We start from the raw sequence: 23595 nt of genomic DNA on the forward strand, positions 1-23595 counted from the left end.
GAATCGTGAGCCTGTTCGACCACCTGCGCGCCCTGCGCATGGACACCACCCCCGTGCGCGAGCACAAGGACTTCCGGCTCCTGCTCGTCTCGGGCACGGTGTTCCTCTTCGGCGGGATGATCACCTACGTCGCGATCCCCTACCAGGTCTACGCGCTCACCGGCTCCAACCTGATGGTCGGCCTGATCGGCCTCGTCGAGCTCGTCCCCCTGGTCGTCTTCGGTCTCTGGGGCGGGGCGCTGGCCGACCACTTCGACCGGCGGCGCCTGCTGATCGTCGCCGGACTGGCGCAGGCGGTCTTCGTCGCGGTGCTCGCCGTCAACGCCTTCTCCGACGAGCCGCGGATGTGGCTGATCTTCCTGATCGGTGCACTGCTCACCTCCGCGAGCGCGCTGCAACGCCCCAGCCGCGAGGCGCTGATGCCCCGCACCGTGCGGCACGACCAGATCGCCGCGGCACAGGCCCTCACCTCCTTCGGCGCCCAGATGGCGATGCTGGCGGGGCCGCTGGTCGGCGGTCTCCTGATCGCGTCGGTGGGCATCGGCTGGTGCTTCGTCATCGACGTCGTCGGCATCACCGTCGCGGCGCTCATGTTCGTGGCGATGAAGCCCTACCCGCACACGGTCGAGACGACGCCGCCCAGCCTGCGCTCGATCGCGGAGGGCATCACCTACGGCGTACGGCGCCGCGACCTGCTCGGGACGTACGTCGTCGACCTCGCCGCGATGTTCCTCGCCATGCCCGTGGTGCTCTTCCCCGCGCTGGCCGAGGAGGTCTACCGCGACCCCGAGGTGCTCGGGCTCCTGTACGCCGCCGGCACCGTCGGCGCCATGCTGGCCACCGTCACGTCGGGCTGGATCTCGCGCGTGCACCTGCACGGTCGCGCGATCGTGGTCGCCGCGGCCGTCTACGGCGGCTTCATCGCGCTGGCCGGGCTGGCGCCGAACCTGTGGGTCGCCCTCGTCTTCTTCACGTTGGCCGGGGCCGCCGACATGGTGTCCGGGATCTTCCGCGGCACGGTGTGGAACCAGACCATCCCCGAGCACATGCGTGGGCGCCTGGCCGGGATCGAGATGCTCTCCTACTCCCTCGGCCCGCAGATGGGTCAGGTGCGGGCGGGCTTCGTCGCCGACGCGTGGAGTCCGCGCGCCGCGGTGGTCAGTGGCGGACTGGCCTGCGTCGCCGGCGTCACGGTCACCGCCGTGTGGCTGCACGACTTCTGGTCGTACGACGCCCGCACCGACCAGCACGCCGTGACGGAGCGCGAGTCGCGCGCCCGGGTGGCGCAGGGCTGAGGGTGGTGGACCTGACGTTGGTCGGGGTTGTGCCGCCGAGCCGCGGGAGTGGAACAATGGCCGCGACCCGACCGTCTCCAGGAGCACCCAGGGAGCACCAGCCGTGACCGACCGCCCCACCCCGCTCGGGGAACGCCCCGTCCTGGCCGGCCTGCTCGCCCTCACCGGCGTCGCGGTCGTCGTCGGGTTGCTGGCCGGTCTCACGCTCCTCACCGGCACCAAGATCCTCGGCATCGGTGGCGGCGACGGCAGTGCCGCCGCCGGCCAGGCATCCACCGGTGAGACGCTCTACCTGCCGGACCCCGTGGAGACCACGGGTCCTGACGGCCCCCTCATCACCCTCGACGTCGACCCCACGCCCACGCCTGCCGCCGGGGACGAGGACGACGAGGAGGCGAGTGAGGAGGAGAAGGAGGCCGAGCGCAAGAAGCGCGAGGCTGACCGGGAGAAGATCAAGCTCACGGCCGGCCAGACGGCCGTCGCCCCGATGCAGCGCATCGACCTCACCGGCACCTACCCGGCCGGCACCGGCGCGATCCTCCAGGTGCAGCGCTTCGAGAACGGCGCCTGGGCCAACTTCCCGGTGACCGTCTCGGTCACCGACGGCGCCTTCGGGACCTACGTGGTGACCGGGCAGGGCGGCGAGACCAGGTTCCGCGTCCTCGACACCGACTCGGGCAAGGCGTCCAACGCCGTCACCGTCACGATCGGTTGACCTCCGGGGTCGCTGCGCGTCGCCTCAGGTCGACCTGACGGGTCCACCAGCCCACCCAGCCGGTGGCGAGCGTCATCAGCACGCCGAGGCTCACGGCGACCACGCCCAGTGACGCCACGGCGGCGATCGCGCTGACCAACAACGGTCCTCCGCTGATCCCGATGTCGCCCATCAGGCGCCACCCGCCGAGGAACTGGGCCCGGCCCTCGGCAGGCGCGACGTCGGCGCCCAGGGTCATGTTGATCCCGGAGCTCAGGCCGTTGCCGGCGGCCATCAGGACCATCACGCACGTCATCGTGGTCGCCGACGTGGCGAGCGGCAGCAGGAGCAGCGACAGCGCACCGGCGACGACCACCGGCAGGGCCACGACCATCCGTCCGTAGGTGTCCATCAGCCAGCCGCCGGGGTAGACGAAGGCGATGTCGACGAAGGCGGCCGCCGCGAAGACCAGCGACGTGTGCGTGGCGCTCATCCCGATGTGGTCGGCCCACAACGGGAAGAGGCTGGTGCGGAAGGCGCGGCAGGCACCGATCAGCAGGACCACCGAGCCGAGCGTGAGGAGCGTACGCCGGTGGGTGCCGAGCACGCTGACGACCGAGAGGTGGCCGGTGCTCTGGGCGACCTCGCGGCCGTCCCTGCCCAGGTCGGGCATCAGGCGCGCCATCAGCGCGCTCGCGGCCGACATGACCGCGGCGAGCACGAAGACCGAGGCCAGCCCGAAGAAGTGCACCACGGCCGCGCCCAGCAGCGGCCCGACGAAGAGGCCGACCCGGTGGCTGCCGCCGAGGCCCGCCATGGCGCGGGCCATCAGCTCCTTCGGGACCGCATCGATCATGAAGCCCTGTCGGGCCAGGAGGAAGGCCGACCAGCTCAGGCCGCTGACCACGATCGCGACCGAGAGTCCCCACAGGGTCGGGGTGACGGCGGCGGCCAGCATGGCGAGGGCGTCGACGAAGCCGACGATCATCAGGGTCCGGCGTTCGCCGATGCGGGCGATCAACGCTCCGGCGGGCAGTGAGCCCAGCAGCATGCCCAGGCCCAGGAGGGCGACCACGGTGGCCGCGGTCGGCACGTCGGCGCCGAGGGCGCGGGCCTGCAGGGCGATCAGGGGCGCGACGGCGCCGTGGCCGATCGAGTTGACGACGGTGGGGCCGTAGGCGACCAGGGCGACGTCACGGATGCGGAAGTCGGTCGTCGTGGTCACCCGGCCATTCTTCCGGTCGTGGGCGCCGTTGGTGAGCGACCGTGAGCGCGATCACGCCCACCGATGCCGGAAGGAGGAACAACCGCGCCGTCGCTTTCGTTGCAACCCATGAACGAACTTGAGTCGATCACACTCAACTAGTTTGCTTCTCCGTCTGCGACCGACGCAGAATGAGAGCACCAAGGCTTACCCGGCTCCCTGCCGGGTCGTTACAACGGAGGTAGAGCAATGGCACGTGCTGTCGGAATTGACCTCGGTACGACGAACAGCGTCGTCGCCGTCCTCGAGGGTGGCGAGCCCACCGTCATCGCCAACGCCGAGGGCGCCCGCACCACCCCGTCGGTCGTCGCGTTCGCGAAGTCCGGCGAGGTCCTCGTCGGCGAGGTCGCCAAGCGCCAGGCGGTCACCAACATCGACCGCACCATCAAGTCGGTCAAGCGCCACATGGGCACCGACTGGAAGACCACGATCGACGACAAGTCGTTCACCCCGCAGCAGATCAGTGCCTTCGTCCTGCAGAAGCTGAAGCGCGACGCCGAGGCCTACCTCGGTGAGCCCGTCACCGACGCGGTCATCACCGTCCCGGCGTACTTCTCCGACGCCCAGCGCCAGGCCACCAAGGAGGCCGGCGAGATCGCTGGCCTCAACGTGGCGCGCATCGTCAACGAGCCCACCGCTGCCGCGCTGGCCTACGGCCTCGACAAGGGTGACGACCAGACCATCCTGGTCTTCGACCTCGGTGGCGGTACGTTCGACGTCTCGCTGCTGGAGATCGGTGAGGGCGTCGTCGAGGTCAAGGCGACCTCCGGTGACAACCACCTCGGTGGTGACGACTGGGACCACCGCGTCGTCCAGTGGATGGTCGAGAAGTTCAAGAACGCCAACGGCGTCGACCTGTCGGCCGACAAGATCGCCGCGCAGCGCCTCGAGGAGGCCGCGGAGAAGGCGAAGATCGAGCTCTCCTCCTCGTCGGAGACCCACATCCACCTGCCCTACATCACGCACGGTGAGTCCGGCCCCCTCCACTTCGAGGAGAAGCTGACCCGCGCCGAGTTCCAGAAGATCACCGCCGACCTGCTCGAGCGCACCAAGGCGCCGTTCAGGAACGTCCTCAAGGACGCGGGCGTCTCGGTCTCCGCGATCGACCACGTGGTCCTCGTCGGTGGCTCGACCCGCATGCCGGCGGTCACCGAGGTCGTCAAGGAGCTGCTCGGCGGCAAGGAGCCCAACAAGGGCGTCAACCCCGACGAGGTCGTGGCGCTCGGCGCCGCGCTCCAGGCCGGTGTCCTCAAGGGCGAGGTCAAGGACGTCCTGCTCCTCGACGTCACCCCGCTGAGCCTCGGCATCGAGACCAAGGGCGGCGTCATGACCACCCTCATCGAGCGCAACACCACCATCCCCACCAAGCGCTCCGAGGTCTTCACCACCGCTGACGACAACCAGCCGTCGGTGGAGATCAAGGTCGCCCAGGGTGAGCGCCAGATGTGGGCCCAGAACCAGCCCCTCGGCAACTTCGAGCTGACCGGCCTCCCGCCGGCCCCGCGCGGCGTGCCGAAGATCGAGGTCACCTTCGACATCGACGCCAACGGCATCGTGCACGTCACCGCCAAGGACCAGGCGTCGGGCAAGGAGCAGTCGATGACGATCTCCGGCGGTTCGGCCCTCAACAAGGACGACATCGACCGCATGGTCAAGGAGGCCGAGCAGTACGCCGAGGAGGACGCCAAGCGTCGCGCCACGGTGGACGCCCGCAACCAGGCCGACTCGCTGGTCTACACGACCGAGAAGTTCCTCGCCGACAACGGCGAGAAGCTCCCCGAGGACGTGAAGACCGAGGTCACCGCCGACGTCGAGGCGCTCAAGGCCACCCTCGCCAACGAGGAGGCTGACGCCGACACGATCAACGCCGGTGTCACCAAGCTCAACGAGTCGAGCCAGAAGATGGGCGCCGCGATGTACGCCGCTGCGGAGGCCGAGCAGGCCGCCGCCGGTGGCAACGACGAGTCCACCGGGGCCGAGGACGACGACGTCGTCGACGCCGAGATCGTGGACGACGCCGAGGGTGACTCCAAGTGAGTGACCCCCACGCGTCCGACGTGACCCCGGAGCAGGACACCCCGGACACCGACCCTGCCGCCACGGCGGCGGGGTCGGCCCCGGAGACGCCCGTCGCCCCGGACGCCGCGCAGGAGCCCGCGGGCGCCTCCACGGAGGCGGAGTCGGGTGCCGAGGCGTCCGAGGGCGAGGCTGCCGAGGAGCTGCCGGTCGACCCGGCAGCCGCCGTGCAGGCCGAGCTCGACGAGCGCACCGGTGACCTGAAGCGGCTCCAGGCCGAGTTCCTCAACTACAAGCGCCGCGTCGACCGTGACCGGGAGCTGCTGGCGGAGAACGCCGCCTACAAGGCGCTCCTGCCCGTGGTCGAGGTGCTCGACACGGTGGCCCGGGCCCGCGAGGCGGGCGAGGTCGAGGGCGGCTTCAAGGCGGTCGTCGACCAGCTCGAGAAGGCGGTCGTCAAGTCCGGTCTCGTCCGTTTCGCCGAGCCCGGCGACCCGTTCGACCCGACGCTGCACGAGGCGCTGAGCAACATGGGTCCCGACCCCGACGTCGACGTCACCACGGTGAAGCACGTGGCCCGCGCCGGCTACCGGATCGGCGATCGCGTCGTGCGGGCAGCCCAGGTGCTCGTGGTCGAGCCCGCCGAGGGCTGATCGGCTCCAGCACCACCCGCGACACTGCGGTCCTCCCTCGCCCGCCTCGGCGAGCGGGGGAGGACCGCCCCCGAACATCAACGCACTTCAGGAAGGAGGGCGAGCAGATGGCAGCCACTGACGGAATGCGCGCCGACTGGGCGCAGAAGGACTTCTACGCCGTCCTCGGAGTCAGCAAGAGTGCCGACGCTGCGGAGATCAAGAAGGCCTACCGTCAGCTCGCCCGTGAGAACCACCCCGACTCCAACCCGGGGGACGAGGCCAAGGCGGAGAAGTTCAAGGCCGTCGCCGAGGCGTACGACGTCATCGGCGACCCCGAGAAGCGCAAGAAGTACGACGAGATGCGCTCCCTCTACGCCTCCGGCGGCGCCGGCGGTGGCTTCGGTGCCGGCTCCCAGGGCGGGTTCGACCTCAACGACCTCTTCGGCGACCGAGCAGGACGCGGCGGCCCCGGCGGGTTCGGCGACGTCTTCACCGACCTCTTCGGGGGCGGCACCCGGCAGCGCGCCACCCAGCGCCCGCGCAAGGGCCAGGACGTCGAGACCAACGCCACCATCAGCTTCACCGACGCCATCGACGGCGTCACCGTCTCGATGCGGCTGACCTCCGACGCAGCCTGCGGCACCTGCCGCGGCACCGGCGGCAAGCCCGGGACCAAGCCCCACGTCTGCAACGTCTGCGACGGCGCCGGCACGATCAACACCTCGGCCGGCGCGTTCTCGATGAACGAACCCTGCCCCGCCTGCGGCGGCCGTCAGCTGCTCTACGACGAGCCGTGCCCCACCTGCGGCGGCTCCGGCCGCGGCACGTCGGCCCGGACGATCCAGGCCCGCATCCCCGCGGGCGTCAAGGACGGACAGAAGATCCGTCTCAAGGGCAAGGGCGGCGCCGGGGAGAACGGCGGCCCGGCCGGCGACCTCTTCGTCACGGTCAAGGTCGGCAAGCACCGGATCTTCGGCCGTACCGGCGACAACCTCACGATCGACGTGCCGGTGGCCTTCGACGAGGCAGCGCTCGGCGCCGAGGTCAAGATCCCGACCCTGGGCGGCGCCCCCGTCACGCTCAAGATCCCCGCCGGCACGCCCACCGGGCGCACCTTCCGCGTACGCGGCAAGGGCGTCACCCGCCGCGACGGCACCAAGGGCGACCTGCTCGCCACCGTGGTCGTGCAGGTGCCCGGAACACTCTCTCCGGCTGCGCGCGAGGCCGTCGAGGCCTATCGTGAGGCCACCGCTGACCGTCGGTTGAGGACGAACCTGTTCGAGGAGGGGTGATGAGCAGCTTCGGAGTGCCGTCGCCCGACGCGGCCGTCTACGTCATCTCCGTTGCCGCCGAGCTCACCGGGCTCCACCCGCAGACGCTGCGGACGTACGAACGGCTGGGCCTGATCACGCCCGTCCGTACCGGCGGCGGCGGTCGCCGCTACTCCATCCGCGACATCGAGCGGCTGCGGCAGATCGCCGACCTGACGGGTGCCGGCATCGGGCTCGAGGGCGTACGCCGGATCCTCGACCTCGATGCCCGGGCCACCGCCCTGGCGGAGGTCAACCGCGAGTTGCTGGAGGAGCTGCAGGCCACCCGTGAGGCACTGCGGCAGGCCCAGGCAGCGCTGACGGGCGAGCAGCCGACCGGTCAGCGGGCCGGCGGCCAGCCCAAGGGCGGCAGCAGCAACCGGCTCCCCGCCCTGCGCCAGAACGGCACGCAGTCGTCGCTCGTCGTCTGGCGTCGCCAGCGCTGAGCGGCCCAGCCTCCGCGGAGCGGGGCAGGAATCACAGGGTCTTGACGGACCCGAAGTCCCTCACGAGCGGGTAGGGCCGCACCGGTCGGACGGCGCCGCCCTCGGCGACCTGGATCAGGTGCTCGGCGATCGTACGGGCCGAGACGCCCTTCACGATGTAACCCCACGCGCCCTCCTGCAGGGCCGCCTCGGTCATGTAGGTGGCACTGATCGCGGAGCAGACGACGACCTTGGTGGTCGGGCAGTCCTCGTAGATCAGCGGGAGGATCTCCAGGCCACCGATCTCCGGCATGTGCAGGTCGAGCACGACGATGTCGGGCTGCAGCGTCTTGACCATCTCGATGGCGGTCTCGGCGTCGCCGGCGTCACCGGCGATCCGGAAGCCGGCGGACTCGAGGGCGACCCGCAGGACGAAGCGGACCTCCTCGTCGTCGTCGACCACGACCACGGACACCTGGTGGCCGCGGATGTCGCGCACGGTGGTCGGGCGGGCGTCGGCCTCGGGCTGGGCCTCGACGACCGGTGCAGGCGCGGGCGCCTGCTTGGCGCTGCGGAACAGTTTCATGGTGGGTTCTCCTCCCCCTGGAGCCCGGTCATCCTGTCACGCGCACGAGCCGATTGTGGGGGGAATGCGGCGGCGCTACCTGTTCTTGGGGAGGAGCCGTCTAGACGTCTCCGCGACCCCGCGTCGAGGGGTCGCGCTCGCCGCGCGAGGCGCGGTTCTCGGCGATGCGCTGGAGCATCTCGTTGTAGGCGACCAGCTCGGCGTCGTCGTCACGGTCCGCGCGCCGGTCGGCCTGCTTGGCGCGGCGGGTGTCGTCGCGGAACCACTGCGCGAGCAGCACGATCGCCACGAGCAGCAGCGGGATCTCGCCCATCGCCCAGGTGAGGCCGCCGCCGAGGGACTGGTCGGCCAGCAGGTCGGTGGCGTAGGGGCGCTGGATCGTCGAGTAGTACTCCGCGCCGATCAGCGCCGTCGTCGTCATCACGGAGATGGCGAAGAAGGCGTGGAAGGGGGCCACCGCGATCAGCAGTCCCAGCCGGCCCAGGTGCGGCAGCCGCTTCGGCAGCGGCGCCGAGCCGATCAGCACCTCGTAGTACAGGAAGCCGGCGAGCAGGAAGTGCAGCTCCATCAGGGTGTGGCCCAGGTGCACCGACATCAGCCAGTCGTAGATCCCGGTGAAGTAGATGGCGTAGAGGCTGCCGACGAACATCACCGTGGCGAAGGCGGGGTTGGTGACGATCCTCGACCACCGCGAGTTGAGGAAGGCCACCAGCAGCTGCCGTGGGCCGTCGCCGCCGGGTGAGTCCGGGCCGGGCAGCGCGCGCAGCGCGAGGGTGATCGGCGAGCCGAGCACCAGCAGCACCGGCGCCAGCATCGACAGCACCATGTGGCTGGTCATGTGCACGCTGAACATCACGTGCGACCAGACGCCCAGGCCGCCTATGGTGGCGAAGGCGACGGCAGCGAGGCCGAGGAACCAGGCCAGGGTGCGCGCCCACGGCCACGCGTCGCCGCGCCGGCGCAGCGTACGCAGCCCTAGCAGGTAGCCGACGGCGCCGAGGCCCACGACGGCCAGGCCGAGGCCCGAGAGCTGCCACGTGGTGAGCATCCCGACGAAGGACGGCTCGGGAGGCATCGGGCCGCCGAGCAACCGCTCCGCCTTGGAGGTGTACGGCGCGCCGACCGGCGGCGGGGTGCGGGAGAGCGCCACGCCGAGGCCGATCGCCACCGACATGGCGGCGACCTCGATGCCGCTCAGGGCGGTGAAGCCGCGCCACGACGGCGCGGAGGCCGAAAGGGCACGGCGCAGGCGGGAGGCCACGACGCCGACCGCGACCAGCACGAGCACCTTCACCAGGGCCGCACGTCCGTAGCCGCTCGTGACGAACTGGGTGAGCCCGTCGAGCCGCACGTAGGCGCTGAGGAGACCCGAGGCGGCGACCAGGCCGAAGCACCAGGCGGCGAGCGCCGAGAAGCGCCGGGCAGCGCGCAGGCGCAGCGCGTCGTCGGAGCGCAGGTGCCACCACAGTGCGAGCACGCCAGCCGTCCACAGGACCGCGGCGAGCACGTGGAAGCCGATGGCCACCACGGCCGTGGAGTGGCTGCCCGCGGAGGCCGAGTGGCCGGTGAGCAGCGTCGGTACGAGGGCGGCCAGGGCCAGCAGCAGCGCCAGCGCGGCGCGCCATGCGGTGGTGACGAGCAGGGTCAGCAGCGCGAGCAGGACGACCAGGCCGAGCTGCCAGGTCAGCGAGACGCCCTGGGAGAAGTCGGCGAGGAAGGTGGCGACGTCGTCCGGGCGTACGTCGGTGGCAGGCACCGCGAAGACGTCGGCCGTGGTCAGCCACATCTCGGCCAGGGTGAGCAGCACCCAGACCCCGGCCGCCCAGCGGGCGGTGCGGGCAGCGGTGCGCTGGACGCCGACGAGCGGGTCGCGCAGCTTGACCGCGGTGAGCAGGGGGACGACGAGTCCGGCCGCCACCAGCACGGCGACCGCGTCGCCCAGGAAGGAGACGGTCGGCAGCGCCCAGGCGGTGAGGGGGCCGGCGTCGGGCAGGCCGGGCAGCGGAGCGGCGACGCCGCCCGCCGCGGCGAGCACGATCGCCATGACGCCCAGGCCGAGGGCGGCGACGGCGACGAGCCCGGCCAGCGGCCGGGGCGTCGAGCGGGGCGTGGGAGGCGCGGTGGCGTCGGGGGGAGCGGAGGTGGTCATCGAGGCTCGCGCCGCCCCTTGGCCGTGCGTGCCACCAGCGCGGCGACGAGCAGGACGATCACCAGGAGCAGCAGCACGCCGCCGGCGACCAGCCACGAGACCGACCAGGTGTCGTCAGTGCTGCCGGCACTGCCGGTGCCCTCAGGGGCATTGGGGTCCGTGGCGCTCTGCGACGGCGTCGGGTTCGGCACGCCGGACTCCGAGCCCTCGAGCTCGAGCGTGAAGCGCACCTGTCCCGTGATCGGGTGGCCGTCGGAGGAGATGACCCGGTAGGCGATGGTGTACGCCCCACCGGCCTGACCGCGCTCGACCGCCTGGCGCACCTCGTCACCGTCGACCTCGGCCTCACCCGTCTGGAGGCCGCCGCCGTCGGGGCCGGTGACGACGACGGTCGCCGGGCCACTGACCTGCTCGCTGAAGGTCAGCACGACCTCGGCGGGAAGCTCGGTGAGGGTGGCGCCGTCCTCGGGGGTCGATCCGGTCAGCCCGGCGTGCGCCTGGGCGGGAGCGGCGCCCAGGGCCATCGCCACCGTGACGAGTCCAGCGGTGAGGGCCGCGGCGAGCGCGGGCGCGACAGGACGGCGGGTGCGGGTCATCGGTTCTCCCGGGGAGGGTGTGCTGGGCCTCCGGCCATGCTACGGAGGCGGGACCACCGCGTACGTCCTGCACGAGCGACCACCCGTCGAGTTGTGGCCACAGCCACATGCGACGGGCGGTCCCGGGAGGGGCGCGCGCTCAGCAGCCGCCGAAGGCTGCGCCCTTCTTCAGCCTGACCTTGGAGGTGGGGCGCTTGCCGTGCTTCAGGGAGTAGGAGCGGGCCCAGTCGACCTGCCCCTTGGCGCTGTCCATGGTCTTGTTGCCGGCGCCGACGAAGGTGAGGCGCAGCGTCATCGGGCCCTTGGGCAGGGCGGCCTTGGCGCGCACGGTCCCGACCGGCTTGCCGTTGAGGAACCAGGTGAGGTGCTTCCGCGTGACCTGGACGGCGACCGAGTTGGCGCCCGACGGCAGCGAGCGGAGCGTGCGGCCCCACTTCGTGCCCTTCGGGCCGCGTACGCCGAAGGTCAACGGCGATCCCGGGCCGCGGGACTCGCCGAGCACGATGCTGGAGGTGCCACAGGCGCGCGAGGCCTGCGCGACCGGGACGAGCTCGTAGCGCATCGCGTACTTGCGTCCGGTGCGGGAGTTCTGGGTGGTCACGCCGCGCACCTCCCAGCGGCCGAAGCGGTCGGCGGCACCCTTGAGGGTGGCCGACGTGGTGCCGTGGGCGCCGTTCGGGGCGCTGCCGTAGCCGTCGCTCGCGAAGAGCATGCCGCCGTTGCGCAGGGTCACGCGGCCGGTGCCGGTGCTCGACTCGGTCCAGGTGCCCTTCGACCTCGACCCCAGTGACGGGGGCGAGGAGAGCGACTGGCCGTACTCCCACTCGTACCGGAACCGCGGGTCTCGGCCCCAGCCGTAGGTGGACCACGCGTGCCGGCGACCGCCGTCGGAGGAGGCGGTGGCGGTGGGGACGCCCTGCACCAGCCCTGCCGCGACGGCGGAGGTGGCCACGGCGCCCTGGCGGTGCGGGAAGCTGCCGTCCTTGACCCGGCCTGCCTTCGCGGTGACCTGGTGGGGGAAGGAAGCGGTCCGGCCGAGGTCGTCGCCGTGGGCGGTCCAGCGCTCGAGGCGTACGCGGTAGACGTCGCCGGCGGCGCGGTGGCGGGTGGTGAAGGAGGCGAGGCCGTAGGTGTCGGAGGTGGTCGTCTCGACGTCCTCCCACACCGTGGGCGACACGCGGCGTTGCAGCGTCATCCTCCGACCGGTGAGCACCACCGACGGCAGGTCCCGGTAGCCGGTGTAGGCGCGACCCACGGTGTCGGCCAGGAAGGTGAGGTCACGCCCGACCACGCCGGGGGAGGTCTGGGTGAGGATGACGTCCTGGGTGCGGGCGTGGGTGAGCACCGCCGGGCTGGTGTGCTTGCCGGCCTTGACCCGGTAGCGCACCCCCCACATCGCGCCGGCACGAGTGGTGACCGAGAACGAACCGTCGGAGTTCGTGTGGCCCGCCGAGCCCGGCACGTCGACCCAGGCGTCGCCGGCGCGGCCCGCGTGGCGCTGCACGACGAGGGCGCGGCGCCCGGACGTGCCGACGTGGCCGTCCAGGACCAGGCGTGAACCGCCGACGAACTTGTCGTTGCCGGGGGTGAGGGTGAGCGACGGGTCTGCGGCATGGGCGGGGGTGGCCTGCAGCAGCGTCACCGAGAGGACGGAGGCGGCCAGGGCAGAGGTGAGGCGGACGACGGTGTTCACAGGGGGATCCGTTCCCTTGGGGGGTCGGCGTGATCGGGGGGTCGGCCCTTTCAGGTTAGGACCAAATCTGGGTATGCGCGCCCCTTGGGCAAAAGAAAGCCACGTCACACGAATCGGTGGAGTTGAGTGGAACAGACTCAATTTTCCTGACGTTGTGCAGAGTGAGCCGTCATCACGGCCACGGTCGACCCCACCTCCGGGTGGGGCGAGACTGGAACCAGATCCCGCCGGGACCCACAGGAGGACGCAGTGAGTCAGTTCGGAGCCGACAAGTTCACCACCCGCAGTCGTGAGGCCATCGAGGCTGCCCAGCTGGCCGCCACGACCGGGGGCAACAGCCAGACCGAGCCCATCCACCTGCTCGTCGCGCTGCTGCGTGAGGAGGACGGTGTCGCCCGCAGCCTGATCACCCGTTCGGGCGCGGACGTCGCCGTCGTCGCTGCTCGCGCCGAGGCCGCGCAGGCTGCCCTGCCCAAGGCCAGCGGCAGCACGGTGCAGCAGCCCGGCGCCTCCGCCTCCCTCACCCGGGTGCTCGCCTCCGCGCTCGACCTCGCCTCGTCGATGAAGGACGACTACGTCGCCACCGAGCACCTGCTCGTCGCTCTGGCGACCGTCGAGTCCAGCGCGGCGAAGGTGCTCACCGACTCCGGCCTGACCGCCGACGGACTGCGTGAGGCCGTGACGGCCGTGCGGGGCAACCGGCGCGTCACCAGCCAGGAGGCCGAGTCGACGTACGAGTCGCTCGAGAAGTTCTCCGTCGACCTGACCGCCGCCGCGGAGGAGGGTCGCCTCGACCCGGTCATCGGCCGCGACGCCGAGATCCGGCGCGTCATCCAGGTGCTCAGCCGCCGCACCAAGAACAACCCGGTGCTCATCGGTGAGCCCGGCGTCGGCAAGACCGCCGTCGTCGAGGGGCTCGCCCAGCGCGTCGTCGCCGGTGACGTGCCCGACTCGCTCAAGGGCCGCCGCGTCCTCAGCCTCGACCTGGCGGCGATGGTCGCCGGCGCGAAGTACCGCGGCGAGTTCGAGGAGCGGCTCAAGGCCGTGCTCGAGGAGATCAAGCAGGCCGGCGGCCAGATCATCACCTTCATCGACGAGCTGCACACCGTGGTCGGCGCCGGCGCGGGGGGCGACTCCTCCATGGACGCCGGCAACATGCTGAAGCCGATGCTCGCCCGCGGCGAGCTGCACATGATCGGTGCGACCACGCTCGACGAGTACCGCGAGCGCATCGAGAAGGACCCGGCCCTGGAGCGGCGCTTCCAGCAGGTCTTCGTCGGTGAGCCCAGCGTCGAGGACACCATCCAGATCCTGCGCGGCATCCAGGAGAAGTACGAGGCGCACCACGGCGTGCGCATCACCGACGCCGCGCTCGTGGCCGCCGCCACCCTGAGCGACCGCTACATCACCGGCCGTCAGCTGCCCGACAAGGCCATCGACCTGATCGACGAGGCCGCCAGCCGGCTGCGCATGGAGATCGAGTCCTCGCCGGAGGAGATCGACCAGCTGCGCCGCAGCGTCGACCGGCTCAAGATGGAGCAGTTCGCGCTGGAGAAGGAGACCGACCCCGCCTCCGTCGAGCGCCTCGAGCACCTGAAGGGCGAGCTCGCCGACCAGCAGGAGGAGCTGCGCGCCCTCGAGGCCCGCTGGGAGCGCGAGAAGGCTTCCCTCGAGGGTGAGGGCGAGCTGCGCAAGCAGCTCGACGCGCTGCGGATCGAGGCCGAGCGCCTGATGCGTGAAGGTGACCTGGCCAAGGCCAGCGAGATCCAGTACGGCCGCATCCCCGAGCTGGAGAAGCAGATCGAGGCCGCCACCGCGGCCGAGCCCGCCACCGAGACGGAGAAGCTCGTGGGCGACGAGGTCGCGCCCGAGCAGATCGCCGAGGTCGTGGAGGCCTGGACCGGCATCCCGACCGGCCGCATGCTCCAGGGCGAGACCGCCAAGCTCCTCGAGATGGAGCAGGTCATCGGTCAGCGCCTCATCGGTCAGGAGGAGGCCGTCGGCGCGGTGAGCGACGCCGTACGCCGCTCGCGTGCCGGGATCGCCGACCCCAACCGGCCCACCGGCTCCTTCCTCTTCCTCGGCCCCACCGGGACCGGAAAGACCGAGCTGGCCAAGTCGCTGGCCGACTTCCTCTTCGACGACGAGCGGGCGATCGTCCGCATCGACATGAGCGAGTACTCCGAGAAGCACTCGGTCTCGCGGCTCGTCGGTGCGCCTCCCGGCTACGTCGGCTACGACGAGGGTGGTCAGCTGACCGAGGCCGTGCGGCGTCGCCCCTACAGCGTGGTCCTGCTCGACGAGGTGGAGAAGGCCCACCCCGAGGTCTTCGACATCCTCCTGCAGGTGCTCGACGACGGCCGGCTCACCGACGGCCAGGGGCGTACGGTCGACTTCCGCAACACGATCCTGATCCTGACCTCCAACCTGGGCTCGCAGTTCCTGGTCGACCCGACCCTGGACCCCGAGACCAAGAAGGAGCAGGTGATGAGCCTGGTCAGGGCCTCCTTCAAGCCGGAGTTCCTCAACCGCCTCGACGAGATCGTCACGTTCTCGGCGCTCACCCGCGACGAGCTGGCCCACATCGTCGACCTGCAGCTGGCGCTGCTGGACAAGCGGCTGGCGGTCCGCCGGATCACGATCGAGGTCACCGACGAGGCACGCGAGTGGCTCGCGGACACGGGCTACGACCCCGCCTACGGCGCCCGCCCGCTGCGCCGCCTGATCCAGACCGCCATCGGCGACCCGCTCGCGAAGATGCTGATCGCGGGCGAGGTGACGGACGGCCAGCGCGTCGTCGTCAGGCGTGGCGAGGACGGCCTCGACCTGGTCACCTCCGCCCACTGACCGCGTACGTGTGCCGCACGGCCTCCTCCCGGAGGTCGTGCGGCACCGGCGCGAGTTGGTCTCCCATGATGGAATGACCGCGTGAGCAAGCCAGATGCACTGCCCCGTCCGCCCCAGGTGACCATGCTGGGCTGGATGATCATCATCGGGTCCGTCTTCGTGGTGGTGAACGTCTTCGAGACCCTCACCGGGCTCCGCTCCCTGGAGACCCGCGAGATGGTCGAGGACTACCTGGCCACGGCACCGGGGTCCGACCTCGGTTGGAGCGTCGAGACCGGGATCGGCGCGCTGCGGATCACCGCGATCGTCGCGGCCATGTCGTCGGCTGCCTCGGCGGTGCTCGGCTGGTTCGTGCTCCAGCGCAACGTCGCTGCCCGTGTGGTGCTGTCGGTGCTGGCCGTCCCGCTCTTCTTCGCGGGCGTCGTGACCGGCGGCTTCATGTCGTCGCTGGTGGCGGCCTCCGTCGCGCTGCTGTGGATGCAGCCGGCGCGCAACTGGTTCAACGGGATCGCGCCGCCCAAGCCGCAGCCCTTGGGCCGTGATGACTCCGGGGCTCGCAACCCGTTTGCCCGGCCGGAGGAAGGACCGCGTACGCCCGAGGTCACCGGCACGCCCGACCGTCCGACCGACGCGCGTCCGGTCGACGGCTTCGGCGACCGCCCCACCTGGGGCGCCCCGCTGGGTGGCCCCGAGCAGCCGCCCGTGCCCGTCGGGCAGCCTGAGGGTCCTCCGAGCCCCTACGGTCACCAGCCCGGGACGCCCTACGGCGCCCCGACCGTGGCGCCCCCGCAGCCCTACGCCCCGGCGCCCCAGGCCCAGCTGGGTCAGCAGCTCGGTCAGCAGCCCGTCGGCAAGCGGCCTCCCGCTGCAGTGTGGGCCGCGCTGATCACCTGGGCCTTCGCCGGCTTCGCGCTCCTCTCGTCGGCCTTCGCCGTGATCGCGCTGGCGGTCGACCCCCACCAGATGGACGCCCAGATCGACCATGTCCTCAAGGACGTCGAAGGTCAGCAGGGCGCCGAGGCCATCACGTCCGACATGCTCATCGGGACGATGATCACCTTCGGTGTCGGACTCGCGATCTTCAGCCTCGTCGCCTGCCTGGCCGCGGCGCTCCTCCTGGCGCGGCGCAAGCAGGGTGCGATCATCCTGATGATCACCGCTGCGTTCACCGCCGCCTTCTGCCTGCTCGGTGGCCTCGCCGCCGGACAGGTCCTCCTGCTGCCGCCCGGCCTGGCCGCCGTCGTCGTGCTCGTGCTGCTGCGACGCCGCGAGCTGCGGGCCTGGCTCGACGCCCGCTGAGGCTCGTCGGGCCCTCCGGAACGTCAACAATGGGGTAGAGGCGGCGTTGGCCGCCGGCCCTCGACCAGGTGCCCCTTTTTGGGTGATTCGCCGAGATGTGCGCACTGCCTAATCTCTCCGCAGTGGGTCCGGCGTTCGGGGGAAGCCGGACCCACCTACCCCAGCAGCCTCAGACCCAACAGGCTCAGGCGCGCAGGTCCGCGGCGCCGAGCCGCCGCAGCGCCTCGTCCAGCACGTCGGTCTGCTTGCAGAAGGCCCACCGCACCAGGTGACGCCCGGCGTCGGCGTCGTCGTGGAAGACCGAGGCCGGGATCGCCACCACGCCCGCGCGTTCGGGCAACGCCTCGCAGAAGGCCAGGGCGTCCGACCAGCCCAGGGAGGCCACGTCGGAGAGGGCGAAGTAGGTGCCCTGCGGGGTGTACGTCGTGATGCCCAGGTCGGTGAGGCCGGCGACGAGGTGGTCGCGGCGCTCGCGCAACGACGTACGCAGCATCCTCGGGAAGTCGTCTGCCTCACCGAGCGCGACGGCCACGGCGGGCTGGAGCGGGGCGCCGGAGGTGTAGGTCAGCCACTGCTTCGCCGTCGTCAGCGCCGCCACCAGGTCGCGCGGCCCGGTGGCCCAGCCGATCTTCCAGCCGGTCAGCGACCAGGACTTGCCGACGCTCGACAGGGTCAGGGTGCGCTCGGCCATCCCCGGCAGCGTGCAGAGCGGGACGTGCTCGCTGTCCGGGTCCAGCACGAGGTGCTCGTAGACCTCGTCGGTCACCACGGTGAGGTCGTGCTCGAGGGCGACCTCGGCGATCGCCGACAGCTCGGCCCGGGTGAGCACGCTGCCCGTGGGGTTGTGCGGGGTGTTGAGCAGGATCAACGTGGTGCGCGGCGTGACCGCGGCCCGCAGCTCGTCGACGTCGAGTCGGAAGTCGGGGGCGCGCAGGGTGACGGGGCGGCGTACGCCCGCGGCCATCTGGATCATCGCCACGTAGGAGTCGTAGTAGGGCTCGAGCACCACGACCTCGTCGCCCGGCTCGACCAGCGCCAGCAGGGCCGCCGCGATCCCCTCGGTCGCCCCGGTGGTCACCGCCACCTGGTCCGCCGGGTCGAGGGGGATCCCGTAGTGACGCCACTGGTGGGCCGCGATCGCCTCGCGCAGCGCCGGGATGCCGATCCCGGGGGCGTACTGGTTGTGCCCCTCGACGAGCGCCCGACCGGCGGCGCGGAGCACCGAGGCCGGGCCGTCGGTGTCGGGGAAGCCCTGCCCCAGGTTGACCGCCCCGGTGCGCGCGGCGAGGGCAGACATCTGGGCGAAGACCGTCTCGCTGATGCCGGCGATGCGGGAGGCGGTGGGGCGCATGGGCCGAGCGTAGCGCCGTGGAGTCAGCGCGCCAGGCGTCCAGCGCCTCGCCGGGGCGGGCGGTCGATCTGGGAGGATCGGGGCATGTCTGACGCCACCCGCCCCGTTGACGAGACCACCGCCGCACCGTCGGCCGACCCGACGCTCGCCGCGGACATCGACGCCTGCTGCCGCCTGAGCGGCGAGTTCACGCTGCGCTCCGGCCAGGTCTCCCACGAGTACTTCGACAAGTACCTCTTCGAGTCCGACCCCGCGCTCCTCGCCCGGGTCGCCGACCAGATGGTCGCGCTGGTGCCCGAGGGCACCGAGCTGCTCGGTGGCCTGGAGCTCGGCGGCGTGCCGATCGCGACCGCGCTGAGCGCCCGCACGCTGCACCCGACCCTCTTCGTCCGCAAGAAGGCGAAGGAGTACGGCACCTGCAAGCTCGCCGAGGGCCCTGACGTGGCCGGGCGCCGGATCACCCTGGTCGAGGACGTCATCACCACCGGTGGCGCCGTGCGCGACGCCGTGCGCGAGCTGCGGGCTGCCGGCGCCGTCGTCGAGGTGGTCATCTGCGCGATCGACCGCTCGCCCGAGGGGGAGAACCCGCTCGCCGACGTCGAGCTCGAGGTGCGCCCGGTGCTCACCAAGGCGCAGCTGGACGAGGCGCGGGCCGCAGCCAGCTGAGCCTCGCAGACTGACTCTGCCGACTGACTCCGGCCGAGCCTGGCGTCCCCTCACGGGCAGGCGTCAGGCGCGGTCGTTCCCGTCGCCCTCGACCTCCTGGCCGAGGATGTCGCGGTCGGGACCGCCGTCCTGCGGCCCGATCTCCGCGCCCGGCGCGTTGACGCGCTTGTGGCGCCACCACTCCCAGGCCATCGGGATGACCGAGAAGGCGACGATCGCGATGATTGCGTAGTCGATGTTCTCGCCCAGCGCCGGGAAGACGCTGCCGAGCAGCGCGCCGAGCAGGGTGATCGAGAGGACCCAGGCCACGGCGCCGATCAGGCTCCACTTGAAGAAGCGGCCACGGTCCATCTGGGTGACGCCCGCGACCACGGTGATGTAGGTGCGCACGAACGGCACGAAGCGGCCGATGACCAGCGCCTTGTTGCCGTGCTTGTCGAAGAACGCGGTGGTCTGGTCGAAGTACTTGCGCTTGAGGATGCGGCCGTCACGCTCGTAGAGCGGGGGTCCGATCTTGTGCCCGATCTCGTAGCCGGCGACGTTGCCGCCGAACGCTGCCACGATGAAGAGCCCCATGCCGATGACCAGCTCGAGCCAGATCGGACCGGGGAAGATGTCGATCCCGGTCTCGGGGTGGGCGAGGAAGATACCCATCGCGAAGAGGAGCGAGTCGCCCGGGAGGAACGGGAAGAAGAGCCCGCACTCGACGAAGATGATGAGCATGCTCAGCCAGAAGAGCTCGGCTCCGAACTGGGCGAGGAGCCACTCGGGATCCATCCATTTCATGCCGAACAGCATCGGTTCGAGCACGACGGCCTGCAGATCAACGAGGGGGCTCACGCGCGAAAGCGTACTGGCAGGCACCTAGGGTGACGGCATGGACGAGCGCATGGAGGAGCAGCGCGCTCCCTACGACCCGATGCCGCACGGGCGACCCGAGGTGGGTGTGGGGCCGTGGCCCGGGGGGCGGGAGGCATGGCCGACCGGCGAGCAGTACGACGTCGAGCTGCTGGAGCACGGCGACCGGCGCAACGTCGTCGACCGCTACCGCTACTGGACGATGGAGGCGATCGTCGCCGACCTCGACACCCGCCGCCACACGTTCCACGTTGCCATCGAGAACTGGCAGCACGACTTCAACATCGGCACGATCGTCCGCACCGCCAACGCCTTCCTCGCCGCCGAGGTGCACATCGTCGGCAACCGCCGGTGGAACAGGCGCGGGGCGATGGTGACCGACCGCTACCAGCACCTGCGCCACCACGAGGACGTGCCAGCCCTGGCGGAGTACCTCCACGGCCTCGAGCAGCCGGTGCGCCTCCTCGGGATCGACAACCTCCCCGGCAGCGCCCACCTGGAGACGATGGAGATGCCCGAGCGGGTCTGCTTCCTCTTCGGCCAGGAGGGCCCGGGGCTCTCGGAGCAGGCCCACGCGGTCGTCGACGGCACCTTCTCCATCGCCCAGTTCGGCTCGACGCGGTCGATCAACGCCTCCTCGGCGGCGGCGATCGCCATGCACTCCTGGATCAGGCAGTACGCGGACCTGTCCGGCGAGGACGCCTGGCGGGGCTGACTGCCTCTCTGGGCGCCCTGAGTGCCTCCGCTCTGGGCGAACGTCCCTTGCCGGGGTCCGCGCCCGGCCGCCAGCATCAGGCCATGGACGTACTCGTGCTCGGTGGGACCCGCTTCGTGGGACGGGCGCTGGTCGCCGACGCCCTGGCGCGTGGCTGGCAGGTGACGGCGCTGCACCGGGGAGTGACCGGACGGTTGCCCGAGGGCGTGGAGCCGCTGACGGCCGACCGCGCGGACCCCGCCGCGTTCGCGGCGGCCGTCGAGGGGCGTACGTGGGACGCCGTCGTCGACACCTGGGCGGGAGCGCCACGGACCGCCACCGCGAACGCCGAGGCGTTGCGCGGGCGGGTGGTGCGCTACGGCTACGTCTCCAGCCAGTCGGTCTACGCGTGGGGCGAGCACGTCGACGAGTCCTCGCCGCCGGTCGACGCCGACCCCGGCCTCGGTGACGAGGCGGACTACGCCGAGGCCAAGCGCGGCGCCGAGCTCGGCATCCTCGCCAGCTTCGACGACGCGGTGCTCGCCCGGGCCGGGCTCATCCTCGGGCCGCACGAGGACATCGGGCGACTCCCGTGGTGGCTGGACCGGATCGCCGCCGGGGGAGAGGTCGTGGCGCCGGGTCGCCCCGACCGCCCGTTGCAGTACGTCGACGCGCGCGACCTGGCGGCGTACCTCCTCGACGCGGTGAGCGGAGACCTCGCCGGACCCGTCGACGTCGCCAGCCGCTCGGGGCACGCCACCACGCGTACGTTGCTCGAGGCCTGCGTCGCCGCCACCGGCTCGGACGCCGTTCTGCGCTGGGTCGACGAGGAGCAGCTCGCGGCGGCCGGGGTCGAGCCCTGGGTCCAGCTGCCCGGCTGGGTGCCCGAGAGCGGCGAGTTCGAGGGCTTCCTGGAGTCCGACACCTCCCGCGCCGCGGCCACTGGACTGCACTGCCGCCCGGTCAGCGACACCGTTGCCGACACCTGGGCGTGGATGCAGGGCGCGCCGCGTCCGCCGCAGCGCCCGGACCGGCCCGTCCACGGGCTGCCTCAGGAGGTCGAGCAGCGGCTGCTGGATCGGTAGCGTGGAGGCGTGATCGGAACCCCCGGCGGCACCCCCGAGAAGCCGGCGCTCTTCTTCAGCGGCCCGGAGGAGTTCCGCGCGTGGTTGGAGCAGAACCACGAGACGGCGCCCGAGCTCTGGATGGGGCTGCGGCGCAAGCACGTCGCCGACCACGGACTCACGTGGGCCGAGGCAGTCCCCGAGGCGCTCTGCTTCGGGTGGATCGACTCCGTCGCCCAGGGCATCGACGCCGACACCCGGCGGCAGCGCTGGACTCCACGCCGCCGCGGCAGCAACTGGAGCAAGGTCAACGTCGCCCACGTCGAGCGGCTGCTGGCCGAGGGCCGGATGCATTCGGCGGGCATCGCGGCGTACGAGCAGCGACGCGAGGAGCGCACCGGCGTCTACGCCTTCGAGAGCGACCGCGACGACGAGCTGCCGGCACCGCTCCTCGCGCGGCTGGAGCAGGACCCGGTCGCGGCCGCCTTCTGGGGTGGCGCGGCGACGTCCTACCGCAAGGTGGTCGTGCACTGGGTGACCTCGGCCAAGCGGGAGGCGACGGTCGACTCGCGGATGGCCATGCTGGTCGAGGACTGCCGGCACGGGCGGCTGGTGAAGTCCCAGCGGTACGGCGACGAGCCGGCGTGGGTCCGGCGGATGCGGACCGAGCTGGGGATCGACGACCCCGAGTGAACTCGGGCCCTGCGTCAGCGGGTGGCGCTGCGGTGCCGCACGTGGAGCCAGATCCCGGCCGCCAGGATCGCGAGCGGGCCGAAGATCGGCACCAGGAAGGTCACCACGACGCCGAAGAAGACGTGGGGCACCCACGGGACGACCCGCAGGGCGCCGAGGACGACGACGTACACGGCGACGGCGCCCGCGACGTAGGTGTCGACCATCAGCACCGTCTCCATGTCCATGCCGATGTCCATGCCGACCAGCCTCCCAGACGGCTGTACGCGGCCCTCCGGCGGCCATCGCGGCCGCGGGGGGGAGTGGCCGAGCGCGACGACGACTAGAGTTGCCCTGAGCAGGTCCTGTCTACCGAGGAGATCCCATGCCCATCGCCAGCCCTGAGCGCTACGCCGAGATGCTGGACGCCGCGAAGTCCAAGTCCTTCGCGTACCCGGCCATCAATGTCACGTCGTCGCAGACCCTCAACGCGGCCCTCCAGGGCTTCACCGAGGCGGGTTCGGACGGCATCATCCAGATCTCCACCGGTGGCGCCGACTACCTCTCCGGCCACTCCGTCAAGAACATGGTGACCGGTTCGGCCGCCTTCGCCGCCTACGCCGCCGAGGTCGCGAAGAACTACCCCGTCAACATCGCGCTGCACACGGACCACTGCCCCAAGGACAAGCTGGACGGCTTCGTACGTCCGCTCATCGACCTCTCCGCCGAGCGCGTCAAGCGCGGCGAGGCCCCGCTCTTCCAGTCGCACATGTGGGACGGCTCCGCCGTGCCGATGGAGGAGAACCTGGTCATCGCCGAGGAGCTGCTGGCCAAGTGCGCCGCGGCCAACATCATCCTCGAGATCGAGATCGGTGTCGTCGGCGGCGAGGAGGACGGCATCGTCGGCGCGATCGACGAGAAGCTCTACACCACCCCCGAGGACGCCCTGGCCACCGCGCGTGCGCTCGGCGTCGGCGAGAAGGGCCGCTACATGACGGCCCTGACCTTCGGCAACGTGCACGGCGTCTACAAGCCCGGCAACGTCAAGCTGCGCCCCGAGATCCTCAAGTTCGCCCAGGAGGCCGTTGCCTCCGAGCTCGGTCTCCAGGACGGCGCGAAGCCCTTCGACCTGGTCTTCCACGGCGGTTCCGGCTCCACGGCCGAGGAGATCTCTGCCGCCGTCGACTACGGCGTCGTGAAGATGAACATCGACACCGACACCCAGTACGCGTTCACCCGCCCGGTGGCCGCGCACATGTTCCAGAACTACGACGGCGTGCTGAAGGTGGACGGCGAGGTCGGCAACAAGAAGCTCTACGACCCCCGCGCCTGGGGCAAGGCGGCCGAGTCGAGCATGGCCGCCCGCATCGTCGAGGCCTGCCTGAACCTGCGCTCGGCCGGCACCTCGCTGGGCGTGTGAGCTCTGCACCTTGAGCACTGCGCTCACCTGATCGGTCCGGACGGCCGGTTCCCCTCGGGGA

21 protein-coding genes are annotated in these 23595 nt (G+C 71.4%); 13 read left to right on the forward strand and 8 right to left on the reverse strand.

The window, feature by feature from the left end:
• The first annotated feature begins 5 nt into the window (after positions 1-5).
• A complete protein-coding gene (locus FCL41_RS01425; RefSeq protein WP_239021719.1) occupies positions 6-1295 on the forward strand; it encodes an MFS transporter in 1290 nt (429 codons plus the stop codon).
• A 103-nt stretch (positions 1296-1398) separates the two neighbouring features.
• A complete protein-coding gene (locus FCL41_RS01430; protein ID WP_137064309.1) occupies positions 1399-2010 on the forward strand; it encodes a hypothetical protein in 612 nt (203 codons plus the stop codon).
• On the opposite strand, the gene FCL41_RS01435 is transcribed toward FCL41_RS01430, so the two are convergent.
• The gene (locus FCL41_RS01435; protein WP_137064308.1) at positions 1997-3214 is read right to left on the reverse strand and encodes an MFS transporter; all 1218 of its coding nucleotides are present in this window, start codon (positions 3212-3214) and stop codon (positions 1997-1999) included. The two genes, FCL41_RS01430 and FCL41_RS01435, sit on opposite strands and share 14 nt — an antisense overlap.
• A 228-nt stretch (positions 3215-3442) precedes the next feature.
• Here FCL41_RS01435 and dnaK point away from each other — a divergent pair, with 228 nt between their 5' ends.
• The 4 genes from dnaK (at position 3443) to FCL41_RS01455 (ending at position 7660) form a co-directional block, all read left to right on the forward strand.
• Positions 3443-5290: a molecular chaperone DnaK gene (gene dnaK, locus FCL41_RS01440; RefSeq protein WP_137064307.1), complete on the forward strand. Its 1848-nt coding sequence runs from the start codon at positions 3443-3445 to the stop codon at positions 5288-5290.
• The gene (grpE, locus tag FCL41_RS01445) at positions 5287-5922 is read left to right on the forward strand and encodes a nucleotide exchange factor GrpE (protein ID WP_239021720.1); all 636 of its coding nucleotides are present in this window, start codon (positions 5287-5289) and stop codon (positions 5920-5922) included. The genes dnaK and grpE overlap by 4 nt, the downstream gene beginning before the upstream one ends.
• Before the next feature lie 107 nt (positions 5923-6029).
• Positions 6030-7196, forward strand: coding sequence for a molecular chaperone DnaJ (gene dnaJ / locus FCL41_RS01450; protein ID WP_137064306.1), 1167 nt, complete (start codon positions 6030-6032; stop codon positions 7194-7196).
• On the forward strand, positions 7196-7660 hold the full coding sequence (locus FCL41_RS01455; protein ID WP_137064305.1) for a heat shock protein transcriptional repressor HspR: 465 nt from the start codon (positions 7196-7198) through the stop codon (positions 7658-7660). Before dnaJ ends, FCL41_RS01455 begins: the two co-directional genes overlap by 1 nt.
• Positions 7661-7691: 31 nt before the next feature.
• On the opposite strand, the gene FCL41_RS01460 is transcribed toward FCL41_RS01455, so the two are convergent.
• From FCL41_RS01460 to FCL41_RS01475, 4 genes are all read right to left on the reverse strand, one after another.
• A complete protein-coding gene (locus FCL41_RS01460) occupies positions 7692-8225 on the reverse strand; it encodes a response regulator (protein ID WP_137064304.1) in 534 nt (177 codons plus the stop codon).
• A gap of 100 nt (positions 8226-8325) precedes the next feature.
• Entirely contained in the window at positions 8326-10374 is a 2049-nt protein-coding gene (locus FCL41_RS01465; RefSeq protein ID WP_137064303.1) for a bifunctional copper resistance protein CopD/cytochrome c oxidase assembly protein, read from the reverse strand.
• Positions 10371-10970: a copper resistance CopC family protein gene (locus FCL41_RS01470; RefSeq protein WP_137064302.1), complete on the reverse strand. Its 600-nt coding sequence runs from the start codon at positions 10968-10970 to the stop codon at positions 10371-10373. Before FCL41_RS01470 ends, FCL41_RS01465 begins: the two co-directional genes overlap by 4 nt.
• Before the next feature lie 139 nt (positions 10971-11109).
• Complete coding sequence (locus FCL41_RS01475; RefSeq protein ID WP_137064301.1) at positions 11110-12663, reverse strand: LamG domain-containing protein; 1554 nt, start codon at positions 12661-12663, stop codon at positions 11110-11112.
• 249 nt (positions 12664-12912) lie between these two features.
• Here FCL41_RS01475 and clpB point away from each other — a divergent pair, with 249 nt between their 5' ends.
• Both clpB and FCL41_RS01485 read left to right on the forward strand, forming a co-directional pair.
• Positions 12913-15510, forward strand: a complete 2598-nt coding sequence (gene clpB / locus FCL41_RS01480; protein ID WP_137064300.1) for an ATP-dependent chaperone ClpB — start codon at positions 12913-12915, stop codon at positions 15508-15510.
• An 81-nt stretch (positions 15511-15591) separates the two neighbouring features.
• Positions 15592-16809 carry a hypothetical protein gene (locus FCL41_RS01485; RefSeq protein ID WP_137064299.1) on the forward strand — a complete coding sequence of 406 codons (1218 nt, stop codon included), beginning with the start codon at positions 15592-15594 and terminating at the stop codon, positions 16807-16809.
• Between the two features lie 184 nt (positions 16810-16993).
• Here the strand turns inward: FCL41_RS01485 and FCL41_RS01490 are convergent, their stop codons facing one another.
• Positions 16994-18160, reverse strand: coding sequence for a pyridoxal phosphate-dependent aminotransferase (locus FCL41_RS01490; RefSeq protein WP_137064298.1), 1167 nt, complete (start codon positions 18158-18160; stop codon positions 16994-16996).
• Positions 18161-18244: 84 nt separating this feature from the next.
• Between FCL41_RS01490 and pyrE the strand changes: the two genes are divergently transcribed.
• Complete coding sequence (gene pyrE / locus FCL41_RS01495) at positions 18245-18826, forward strand: orotate phosphoribosyltransferase (RefSeq protein ID WP_137064297.1); 582 nt, start codon at positions 18245-18247, stop codon at positions 18824-18826.
• A gap of 63 nt (positions 18827-18889) precedes the next feature.
• On the opposite strand, the gene FCL41_RS01500 is transcribed toward pyrE, so the two are convergent.
• On the reverse strand, positions 18890-19666 hold the full coding sequence (locus FCL41_RS01500; protein WP_239021721.1) for a DedA family protein: 777 nt from the start codon (positions 19664-19666) through the stop codon (positions 18890-18892).
• Positions 19667-19703: 37 nt separating this feature from the next.
• On the opposite strand from FCL41_RS01500, the gene FCL41_RS01505 reads away from it, so the two are divergent.
• From FCL41_RS01505 to FCL41_RS01515, 3 genes are all read left to right on the forward strand, one after another.
• Positions 19704-20399, forward strand: coding sequence for a TrmH family RNA methyltransferase (locus FCL41_RS01505; protein WP_137064296.1), 696 nt, complete (start codon positions 19704-19706; stop codon positions 20397-20399).
• A gap of 83 nt (positions 20400-20482) precedes the next feature.
• A complete protein-coding gene (locus tag FCL41_RS01510; protein WP_137064295.1) occupies positions 20483-21463 on the forward strand; it encodes an NAD-dependent epimerase/dehydratase family protein in 981 nt (326 codons plus the stop codon).
• Positions 21464-21472: 9 nt separating this feature from the next.
• A complete protein-coding gene (locus FCL41_RS01515) occupies positions 21473-22135 on the forward strand; it encodes a YdeI/OmpD-associated family protein (RefSeq protein ID WP_170970130.1) in 663 nt (220 codons plus the stop codon).
• A gap of 14 nt (positions 22136-22149) precedes the next feature.
• Here FCL41_RS01515 and FCL41_RS01520 read toward each other — a convergent pair whose 3' ends face one another.
• On the reverse strand, positions 22150-22374 hold the full coding sequence (locus FCL41_RS01520; RefSeq protein ID WP_137064294.1) for a hypothetical protein: 225 nt from the start codon (positions 22372-22374) through the stop codon (positions 22150-22152).
• A gap of 125 nt (positions 22375-22499) precedes the next feature.
• On the opposite strand from FCL41_RS01520, the gene fbaA reads away from it, so the two are divergent.
• Complete coding sequence (gene fbaA, locus FCL41_RS01525; RefSeq protein WP_137064293.1) at positions 22500-23534, forward strand: class II fructose-bisphosphate aldolase; 1035 nt, start codon at positions 22500-22502, stop codon at positions 23532-23534.
• Positions 23535-23595 lie beyond the last annotated feature (61 nt).

The sequence above is a fragment of the Nocardioides jishulii genome (genome assembly GCF_006007965.1).
Lineage (GTDB): Bacteria > Actinomycetota > Actinomycetes > Propionibacteriales > Nocardioidaceae > Nocardioides > Nocardioides jishulii.